Source organism: Thermogutta sp. (assembly GCF_039793925.1).
In the GTDB taxonomy this organism is placed as follows: domain Bacteria; phylum Planctomycetota; class Planctomycetia; order Pirellulales; family Thermoguttaceae; genus Thermogutta.
This window is the reverse complement of sequence record NZ_JBAMME010000072.1, coordinates 52366-62352: the sequence shown is the minus strand read 5'-3', so window position 1 is coordinate 62352 and position 9987 is coordinate 52366. Positions and strand designations below refer to the sequence as shown.

General features: G+C 57.0%; 7 protein-coding genes. 1 reads left to right on the top strand and 6 read right to left on the bottom strand.

From position 1 onward, the window contains the following. The 4 genes from ABJK56_RS02370 to ABJK56_RS02355 form a co-directional block, all read right to left on the bottom strand. Positions 1–540 (bottom strand): DJ-1/PfpI family protein (locus ABJK56_RS02370; protein ID WP_347243062.1); only part of this gene is annotated, 540 nt, incomplete at its 3' end. Positions 541–553: 13 nt separating this feature from the next. After that, complete coding sequence (locus ABJK56_RS02365; RefSeq protein WP_347243061.1) at positions 554–1567, bottom strand: sugar phosphate isomerase/epimerase; 1014 nt, start codon at positions 1565–1567, stop codon at positions 554–556. Positions 1568–1584: 17 nt separating this feature from the next. Further along, positions 1585–2883, bottom strand: a complete 1299-nt coding sequence (locus ABJK56_RS02360; RefSeq protein WP_347243060.1) for a Gfo/Idh/MocA family oxidoreductase — start codon at positions 2881–2883, stop codon at positions 1585–1587. Positions 2884–3277: 394 nt separating this feature from the next. Beyond that, positions 3278–5896 carry a glycosyl hydrolase gene (locus ABJK56_RS02355; RefSeq protein WP_347243059.1) on the bottom strand — a complete coding sequence of 873 codons (2619 nt, stop codon included), beginning with the start codon at positions 5894–5896 and terminating at the stop codon, positions 3278–3280. Positions 5897–6109: 213 nt separating this feature from the next. On the opposite strand from ABJK56_RS02355, the gene ABJK56_RS02350 reads away from it, so the two are divergent. Beyond that, positions 6110–6490 carry a 4a-hydroxytetrahydrobiopterin dehydratase gene (locus ABJK56_RS02350; RefSeq protein WP_347243058.1) on the top strand — a complete coding sequence of 127 codons (381 nt, stop codon included), beginning with the start codon at positions 6110–6112 and terminating at the stop codon, positions 6488–6490. Positions 6491–6535: 45 nt separating this feature from the next. Here the strand turns inward: ABJK56_RS02350 and ABJK56_RS02345 are convergent, their stop codons facing one another. Further along, entirely contained in the window at positions 6536–9355 is a 2820-nt protein-coding gene (locus tag ABJK56_RS02345) for a glycoside hydrolase family 99-like domain-containing protein (protein WP_347243057.1), read from the bottom strand. A 135-nt stretch (positions 9356–9490) separates the two neighbouring features. Continuing rightward, complete coding sequence (locus ABJK56_RS02340; protein WP_347243056.1) at positions 9491–9778, bottom strand: hypothetical protein; 288 nt, start codon at positions 9776–9778, stop codon at positions 9491–9493. Positions 9779–9987: the final 209 nt, after the last annotated feature.

Below are 9987 nucleotides of genomic sequence, written 5' to 3'. Positions count from 1 at the left end.
CAGCAGCTTGATCCACGCACCCATGTAATAGCCGTGGTCGTGATAGGTTCGGCCGCTGACGAGATTGCCATCGACCACACAGGGTGCATCGACGAAGATTCCTCCGCACACTTCCAGGTCAAAGCGGCATTTGGGGACGGTAGCCATCCGCCGCCCCTTCACGCAACCGGCGTAAGCCGGTATCTCAACACCATGACAAACACAAGCGATCGGTTTATTCGTTTCAAAAAAGTGCCGCGTGATACGAACAAGGTCTTCGTCATAGCGGAGATATTCGGGAGCCCGACCACCGGAGAAAAATATTCCCAGATACTCTTCCGGGTTGACATCCCGAAACGCGATGTCGGCCTCAATGGTGTAGCCTTCCCATTCTTTGGTGATCGTCCAGCCGGGTTTGACTTCATGCATGACCATCTGATACCTGCGTTTTTCCGGGGCGGCCACCACCGGTTGGAATCCTGCCTCAATAAGCCGGTAATAGGGATAGAGTGTATCCATTGTTTCGCTCGCGTCACCCACAATAATCAGGACCTTTTCCATAGGATACTCCTTATTAATTTGCTGACTTTTCATTCAATTCGGCGAGGCAGTGCTCTAGATAGTCGCGAGCTTCAAGAAGCTGCGCGGTGACCATTGAGGGAGTTTCGCGGATCGGCCGACCTCGGGGATAAGCATGCATAAAAATGGAACTGTAACCCGTATAGTGAATATCCTTGAGTGCGGCGAGAATAGGGCGAAAGTCCAGAGGCCCTTTGCCTGGTAACTGGAGGACTTCCTCTTCCAAGGGCAAGGGTTTCATGCAACCCTTGCCGTGCTGCCACATATAAAAGACGGCGATTTTTTGGCCCAAATCGCGGATTAACTGCCCCAGCAAGTGCGGGTCCTGAGGGAGATGGTAAGGGGCAAAAGCCAGAGAGAGCGTCCGAGTCGGCCAGGCCTCCGCTAGCCAGCGCATCGCGTCCGGCGAGTCGATGAGACTGTTGCCATGATTTTCGATGGCGATGATGACGCCACACTCGTCAGCGAGCGCGAGCGTGGACTCCAGTTTTTCCACGAAATGACGCAGGGCCTGACGGAGTTCGGCGTTTTTCAATCCCCCCGGTCCTGGGGCACCGGTGACGATCACAGGACAGCTAAGCCGCTGTGCGAGCCGGATTTCGTCTGCCAGTTGGAAAGGTCCGAGGTCATAACGACTGATCGCTCCAAGCTGAACGCCATGTTGCTTGAGCAGCTCCTGAAACCGTTCCAGCCCGAGGGCATCGAGCTGTTCGCGCTGATTGCCGTGCACTTTGGGCCATAGATCAATCGCTTCCGCCCCGGCTTTTCGCACTTCGGGCAGAATTTCCTCCAGGGGTGCATAGCCAAACAGGCAGGAGGCCAGGAGATAGCGAAGGGAAAAGCGCGCCGAGGATTCAGCGGCCGAGAGGTTTGCGGGAATGACTCGATGACTCGCCCAGCCAGCGGCAGTGAGGGCCTGGACGCCCATCTTGAGGACGTCTCGCCGCGGCAGAGGGTTGCGTGGGTTGGTGGCTGGCTGGGTTGCGTGGGAGCGCTGTCGGTGATGCATCGTTTCCTCCCGGTCTTTTAAACCACCTCGAAACCTTTGCGTTGTTCCCGCGAGAGATGCTGATTGGCTTCCTCATCGCCAATGATCACCTCCTTTTCGGCATCCCAGCGCAGAGGCCGTCCCAAACGGATGGAGAGATTGATCAGGTGGCAGGTTGTAGCGCTGCGATGCTGGCTTTCGTAATCCGAGATGGGCAGCCGTCGCGCACGGATGCAATCGAAGAAGTTCGCCATGTGGTTGACAATGGCGTCGAGCTTTCCAACGCGGTCTGGCCGATTGGGATCGTCAAAGTCGTAGAGTTTGTACTGCTCTTTGGGGAAAGGATGATCCTTCAGTTCGTCGATGGCGGTGCCTGCGATGGTGCCGCGGTTGACAAACAGCCGGCCCTTTTCACCTTCAAAAAGGACACCGATGCGGCCCTCTTCCTGGACGATCAATTCCACACCGCTGGGATAACGCACGACTGCGCCGAAGTCGATCGGCACATTGTACCCATTAGGGATGTTGGGAAGTTTGCCGTGTCCGGCGATTTCTACTGGAAGTTCTCCGATGGCCCATTGGGCGATGTCGATATCATGGGCTCCCCAGTCTGTGATTTTGCCGCCGGCATATTCGAACCACCAGCGGAAGGTGTAATGGCAACGTTCTTCGGTGTAGGGAACCTCGGGGGCTTGTCCCAACCAGAGATTCCAATTGAGAGCATTAGGAACCGGGCGAACCGGAAAAGGACCTCCTGTCGGATTTGGCCCGGCCACACACGTGACACGACGAAGTCTTCCGAGTCGCCCAGCCCGGACCATCTCCACGGCCAATCGGTATCGAGCATCACTCCGCTGCCAGGAACCCACCTGAACCACGCGCTGCGTTTCCTGCACTACTTTGCGGATCACCTTGCCTTCGTCCACAGTGAGCGTGAGGGGTTTTTCGACATAGACGTCTTTTCCGGCCCGGCAGGCGTCAATGACCATCTTGGCGTGCCAGTGGTCTGGTGTACCGATGAGGATGACGTCGATATCCTTTCGATCGAGGAGGTGACGGTAATCTTCGTAAATGTCGGGAGTGCTTCCGAAACTGGCGCGGGCTTGTTCGCGGACGTTCCGGTCCACATCGGCAATCGCCACGATGTCACCGTGGGCCTGGGCTTTGAGGGCAATCACCGTACCCTGGTAGCGCATTCCGATGGCCCCGATGCCCGGGCGATCGTTTTTGAGCGACGGTCCTTCGGCCGTTGCCCGCGGGTTCCAGATCAACGGGATGCCGAAAGAAGTTCCCAAAGCAGAGAGAACGGTGAGAGCGCTACGGCGATTCAATCTCATGGCGGAGCTTCCCTGATTACTATGTCAGACACAAATCCTTTCCAAGAAGCTACGACATCAGCATAACGGGATTGGATGCCGCTTTCCGGAATGGCCAAATACCTCCCGGCGAGAGTGGCACTTTGATTGTGCTTCCAGTCGGCAGTGGTGTCCAGTGCGAGACGGCCACACGGCTCCTTCCCAGAAACGGCGATTGGTTCCTAAAGTTTTTTAAAGAGCTCGAAGGTTGAAACGACTAGCCAGGCGAATTGGTACGGGCCTTCAGCCATGGCCTCGCCCGTGTCATCCGGCAGATGGGAGAAGTCTCACACGGGTTTGTCCCGAGTTGCCCGCTGATTTGTGGTCTGCGCGTGTGATACCGGGCAAGCGCTGGTGTTGTTCCGCATGGCAAGGCTCAGGGTTTCAAACGCCAGAGTGGGATGAGACGTACCGGTCCCAGCAGTCCGGACTTTTCAACAGGCCATTGAGAAGCGTCGAAGGGGCGGTAATTCACATTGACGATATTGATATCCTTCATGATCTTCCAGTCCACTTTGCGGAGATCGAGGTCCCGAATGCGATTCGCCGAGAGATTGGTGACCTCAATCTCAAGGCGATTAGTGCCCTCGCGGAGAAATGCTCCAACGCGGAGCTTAAAGGGGATCGCCACGAGTATACCGAGGTCTTCTCCGTTCAGTTTCACTCGGGCACTTTCTCGCACGTCACCCAAATCAAGATACCAATCGTCCACGGATAGTGGCGGTTTAGTGAATTCCAGCGTGTAGCGTGCGGTCCCGGCAAAGGCCTGGGCCCTCGGATCAGGGGCCTCGGTCCAGGACGTGAGTTGATCCGATCGGTAGGAGCGGGGAAGTTCCGGCCCTCCCTCGATGAAGTCGATGGACCACGTTCCCGTAAGCGGGATTTCATCACCCGCCACCTGGAAGTACGGCCAGAGGGGACCTTCACTAGGAAAGGGGTCGGTCCGCAAAAACACTGCCTGGCCCGGCTCCAATTGAAGATAGGCCTCTGCCGTGGGGAACCGCTGCCGACACGCCAGCGTTCCCGATCGGCCCGTTAGGGGATCGAAGATGGTTACGCTTGCAAAGGGCACGGCCAGGGGAATCCATGCATCCACCGGTTTGGCCGTGTGATTGACCACGAAGTACCAATAATTCTCACCGACTTTCCGCCGCACAAAACGGAGACCGAGCTGGGCCATGGATTCGCGGAGGGCGCCCGCTGCACCCAGGGCCGCTGTAAGGTTGTCCCTGGCTACAACCGTGCGCGGAGGAATCCGAGATAATAGCTTCTTGAATCGCGTTCGCCGTTCTTCAAGGCATGCAAGTCCCGGCACGTCGTCGGGAAGCTTTTCCTCGAAGATCACCGGGGCTCCTGCTTCGAGAAGCTCAATAAGCTTCTGCAATGTCTTTTCGGGCATATACGTGCATGCAGGAATGACGATAGCGCGGTAGGTGCCACCCGGTGCGCGGATGACTCCGCTTTCCCAGGTCAACTGGGCCAGGAGGCGGTCGGAGACAAAATCAAAGGCGAAGCCCCAATCCAGCAAGAAACGGGCAATGTCACCGACGGGCTGATGCTCCATCCAATCCCGGCGATGAACCGTGAGGGGAATGGTCAAGCCCTTGGGATCCATCCATAGGTCATAGATCGGCCAATAAACAAGCACATCGTTGGCGTGCTGACCTGCCTGGAGAATTGATTGGCACCGGGCAACGTATTGGGTTAACGCCGGCACGTCTCGCCAGAATGCGTTCCGCCAGTCCATATGAACAGAGGCATAAAAGAACCAGCCGGGCCAGGCGGCATCTTTGGGAGAAAAGCAGGTTCCATGAAAGAGAAGCTGATTCACACCCGTTAGGAAAAACAGATCCACCTGAAGTTTGATATGGGCGAGACTGGTATGCCAGTGTTCTCGCAGCCAGGTGCAGGCCTCCGCACTGATAAGTTGTTTTCCCGAAGGATGTGCCACATGCGCCGCCGAAGAAGCGAGCATACAGATGCGTTCGTCGCAGTCACCGGGGCGACACATGGCAGGATCGCGGCGAAATCCTGGGATCGGAAAGTCCGGTGCGCCGAACATCTCCGTTTCGGGGATGTCGCTGGCCGCATAGACATCGATGAGGTTGGCCGGTGCCCCGTGAGCCTGATTTCGGGTGAGCATTCCCCGCGCATGGGCCCAATCCGACCAGCGCCGAATGTACTCCAGATGCAGCTCCGCAAGCACGCCACGGTAGTCGCACTTCAGCCGAGCCCGCAAGTCACCTTCCTCGGAATTCAACTCGTCAAAAAACGTGGGCAGGTATTTCCGTAGGTCATACCCGCAGCGGTTTTGAAACTCTTCAAAAAGCTCATCACACCAATTGGATTGGTACTCGAAAGAGTCATGGTACTGTGCACGGGGTAGCGCAAGCTGCGGGTCGGCCAGGGCCGTGCTGAATCTTTCCAGGTAGAACTCCATGGCACGCGGTGAGAAGGGATTGAGCATGGGGCCCTCTCCACCGGGGGCTGCGCGTTTGACCCGCATGCCCGGCACCAACCTGATGGTACCGGATGCTGCATCGAATTGCACCCGAGTGTCGATCGCCCATGGAGGGAGATCGGGCCCCCCGAAACACCAACCGGTTCCCGTGGTCATATCCACGAACATGTCCCGTGCTTTTGCGCGACGGACTGTGTAATCCAGCATTTCCACCCAGCGCGGTTCAAGAAACTGGATGAAGCGGGACTCTGCTCCCCGCGCGCCGTAAATGGGAATAATGTGTACAAACCCAAAACCGGCACTGTGCAGTTGCTCCAAATTCCAATCGATGTCCTCTCTTGTGAACGCGCTGCCGGGACACCAGAAGTACGTTCCCGGACGCTGGTGGGCAGCGATCGGAAACGGCCAGTCGGTTCCCTGGTGGTCTGCCGCTGCAGTTGGCACACTCGATATCAAAACGCTGACAGGACCCAACAGAAAAATGAGGTATGCGCACCACCAACGCTTACGACGGAAAATTACAACAAATTCCATAACAGTCCCCCCGCATGGCCGTGGCACGACCAGGAAAATCCCCCTCGCACGACACTCATTTTTCTGATGTTTTGTTTCTTCAACAGGAGTTCGACACGCCAATTGCCGTTCGAGGAATCTCCCCTATTATGAAAGAAGCGTGCAGGGCTGCCCAGTAAGAAGCGGCAGTGGCCTGACCTTGGCTTTGCTCAATTCCTAAACGGAGTGTTTATCATGGTCGAGCCGAATCAGACCCAGCGGAAGAATTTGGAATCTGGTGCCGCGGGTTGTTCGCCGTGTCGGGGCCAGCCCGTCAGGTTGGAGTTATCTGAGGCCAGAGCCCTTCTGAATCAGCTTAATGGTTGGGAACTCGATGAGTCGGCCCAGCGAATCAAAAGGCAGTGGCGGATGCCGGATTTCGTTTCTGCTCTGAAGTTTCTCAATCAGGTGGGAGAGATCGCCGAATCGCTCGACCACCACCCTGATCTACATCTGGAGCGCTACCGTCACGTGCGGATCGAGATTTGGACGCACTCCGCGGGGGGGTTGACCCCAATAGACTTCCACCTGGCCGGCCGGATCGATGAACTGGCACGTACTCTTGGGCTTTCGTGAGACGATAGCCCATTCCAAGAACGACCCCCAGTAGCTGTGAATTGGTTACTCTCCGCTTGTTGTCGGGGTCTTTGAAGCGGAGCGAATAAACTTCAGCGAATCCAGACGGATTTCCGCATCTGAGGTTGTGCAAGGGTCAAGCCGCAGTCCCGTGATAAGACCCCGCCACAACGGATGGCCCGCCAAATTCAAGCGATACGTGTGAGACTCACCATCGGTGATCACTTCCACTTTCGCACTGGCTTCCTCGCGGAACGACGCATTGAGCGGGCACCAGAAAAGTTGGAGGGTGTCCCGATCTTTCGAGGAGCGAATCGCCACTCGGATTTCCAACCCGGAAAACTCGCTTGCCCGCACCTTAGTCGTCGTTTGCAGAGCCGGATCATCGCTGGTGGATGTCGTGGTGAGGCAGCCTTCCTGCACAACCGGGGGTGTCAGTCCCATCATCGCCGACCAGCCTTCGGGGTCGCCGGTTGTGGCGAAGTCCCACTCCGTGCGAACCGGTGGTTCCTCCACATCGGTGAATTCCGGCAATGGCAATCCCAAATCCTCCGGAGCGAGATTCTGTGGGGGATGGCTGTCCGGGCAAAAGACGCGACGGATGGCTTCCAGGTGGCCGAAGCCATACCTTTTGTGCGGTTCACAGAAGGAGCCTTCGCCAAACTCATTCCAGGCCTCGATGAGGAGGACTTTCGGCTGACCGGTCTCATCGACAAATCGTTTGGCCTGACGGAGATGCACTTCGAACGCCTCCGGCGTGCAATCTGTCAGGACCAAGGCTTGATCCCCATGCCAGGGACGGGAATCCCAGCCGGCGCTCACAGGCGTAATCACCGGCATGAGTCCGGTCTCAGCAAGCGGTCGCCACCAGAGCGTGTCGTAGTTTCTGGCGACTTCGGCAAACGGTACCCAATTACGATCGCCAATTCCGCATCGCGGCCAGTTGTACCCGGTGACGGCGTCAAATCCCATTTCTTTCATTTCTTTAAGCACGGCGGGGGTGCCGCACCCCGCGACAAGAATCTTCCCCACGCCAGCTTCTTCCGTCATGCGATGCCAGAGCTCGATGGCCTGACGCGTTCCCTCGATACCCAAGTCCCGTTTAAGAGAATAAACGGAGAAGATCACAAGCAACGGCCGACCATCAATTTTGAAATACTCGGGACGCCGAAAGTAATTCTCTATCCAGTACTGACACACGCGTCGGGCATCTTCGGCGCTGTGCTCACCGGGACCGAAATGGTTTGCCCAGAGCAAACAGAACTTGAGAAGATGGCGATACCGTGCGTGGAAGTAACCCTCATGGAGCGCGTGGTTCAGTCGCTGCTCCCCCTGTCGCCAGTACCAGTCATAGCAGAAAAAGGTGATTCCGTGTTCGACGGCCCACTTGATTTGCCAGTCGATCACCTCCGGCAGGCCTTCACGGTAGAATCCCAGCACCGGCCGGCGTTCAGGAAATGTAACCAGCGGAAGCCACGAGGCTGGCCTCCCCCAACCAGGGAAATAGTAAACACCCACCTCGTAAGGCCCTCGTACCGGTTGGGGAGGTGGAACGTATTCTGATTTCGGATGCTGCACGTCCGGGAAAAACGTCTCCGCGCATTCTGCCTCGAGTGCGGTCGGATGAGTGATGAGAAGTTTCAGCAGGCACGGGCCCTCTCGACGGCTCTTCACCCGCCACACGAGCGATCGCATATCCCCATAGTCGATTGGTCCGGTGGCCTGCTCCGTTGACGCAGGTTCTGCGAGTTCCACTCCCTCAGGAACGACGAGCTTGGCGCGAACGGCAGGGACCATTTCCCCGCCGCGATTCGTGATTTGGGCGACGACTTCGCACGCATGTCCCACGCGGGGCAGTGCTGATTTGATGAAAAAGTTTTTTATTTCCAGGTCGGGAGGTCCCGCTGGTTCCTCACTCAGCTTAAACCATCTCATGCAAAGATGAATGGGCTTGTCGGCGGTCGGCTCGAGCCCCAGGTATACAATGGGTGGTTGCCAGCCTTTGGCGCCCGCGAGCGGAATATTGTATACCCGCGGAGCCTTTCCCGGAGATAAAGCGAATTCCTGGGACTGAAGGCCGTTCACTTTGTCCGAGGCCCAGACTAGCCGAGCACTCCCAGGTTGATCCACCGACAACTGAAACGCGGCAAAGGCCATCAGGTCGGCGACGTCGATGGGCGGCGCGACCAAACGGGAGCCGGGCGGCAGCACGGCGTGAAGGCCCTTCTCATCCACCCACAACTTGCCGTCACCTTCGATGCTCCATCCTGCCGGGTCGACCGTGAATGTCCAATCGGGAGCGACCGGGCGTGCCCGTGAACCGAGTTCAATGATCCGGATGAAGTCGATGCGATACTCCGCCGGTTCCTGGCCGCCCTGTAAACCGGGCAAATCAAATCGCAGACGAAGGAGCTGACCTTCGGCCTGCCAGAAAGGACGAACACGGTAGGTGTGCCAACCCGCGTTCACATGAAATGGGGTGTGTTTTTCGGGAGAAAAACCTCCGTACTGCGTTTTGGTCGTGTTGGTCCAGAAGAATTCGGCGGTTCCATCGCGTGGGGCCCACAGCCGAATTTCGATGACCTGAGTGGGAGTTGTTGGCAATGGCGGATCAAAAACCTCGTGAACGAGGATGGGGTCCCAGTCCACAACAGTGGTGCGCAAAAAGCCCTCTGCCACGTGGGTGTCGTGGAGATGGCCTCCCGGGCTCCAGCCCTCCAGATTGCCAGGCTCATCGAAATGCCATTCCCGCAGCGCTACTTCACCATTCGCGAAACAGATAATCGGCCCAGCAAGGATGAAAACCACCAGACTTCCCACCAAAAGAATGGGGAAATTCCAGCGCATGCAGGGAAAACTCACCATTATGGAACCTCACAGAAAGAAGCTCAGGCCGTCCGCTACGGGTTTTTGACAAAGAGCACTCGCTCTCGCCGTCCCATGATAACGAAACGACCCCAGCGTGGCAAAGGACTACGAGAGACTATCAGAGAAGGTGCGTTATGCTTCGCGCTTTGCTCCGCGAGTTAAAGCGTGTGGGACTGAGATGGGCGATCGCCTCGGGCCTTCTTTCTGTCCTTCCCTTGGATATCCAGCAGTGCTTTTCCGTGCCCAGGTCTCCAGAACGGACAAAACGCGCGATTCCAAATCATCGATCATCCGCAGGACTTCGTCATGACGTTCGTCCAGCGCTTCGAGAAGTTGTAATTGCTCCTCCACCGTCAGCGAGCCACCAAGCTCCGCGATGATTCCCTGCGAACGCGACAGGGCAGTATTGCAGCGGATCATGACCGTCCCTTTCATCCCTGAGCCGTTTGGTGCAGTGTCTCGTCAGCAGGGATAAAAATCGTCACAGGAACCGCCGATGATCGAAAGAGAAACGCGAATTGCGGTCATATGGATTGCACAAAATACACAAACCGCAAAGAATAAACACGAATGACACTGGCTGCACATTCAGAGCCCCAACACACCCCCATATCTGGGGCGCGTGTGGG

Bases quoted from the DNA above. Each gene is read 5' to 3' on its own strand.
- ABJK56_RS02355 (WP_347243059.1), bottom strand. From the start codon at position 5,896: ATGGAATTTGTTGTAATTTTCCGTCGTAAGCGTTGGTGGTGCGCATAC.
- ABJK56_RS02340 (WP_347243056.1), bottom strand. From the start codon at position 9,778: ATGATCCGCTGCAATACTGCCCTGTCGCGTTCGCAGGGAATCATCGCG.
- ABJK56_RS02350 (WP_347243058.1), top strand. From the start codon at position 6,110: ATGGTCGAGCCGAATCAGACCCAGCGGAAGAATTTGGAATCTGGTGCC.
- ABJK56_RS02365 (WP_347243061.1), bottom strand. From the start codon at position 1,567: ATGCATCACCGACAGCGCTCCCACGCAACCCAGCCAGCCACCAACCCA.
- ABJK56_RS02345 (WP_347243057.1), bottom strand. From the start codon at position 9,355: ATGGTGAGTTTTCCCTGCATGCGCTGGAATTTCCCCATTCTTTTGGTG.
- ABJK56_RS02360 (WP_347243060.1), bottom strand. From the start codon at position 2,883: ATGAGATTGAATCGCCGTAGCGCTCTCACCGTTCTCTCTGCTTTGGGA.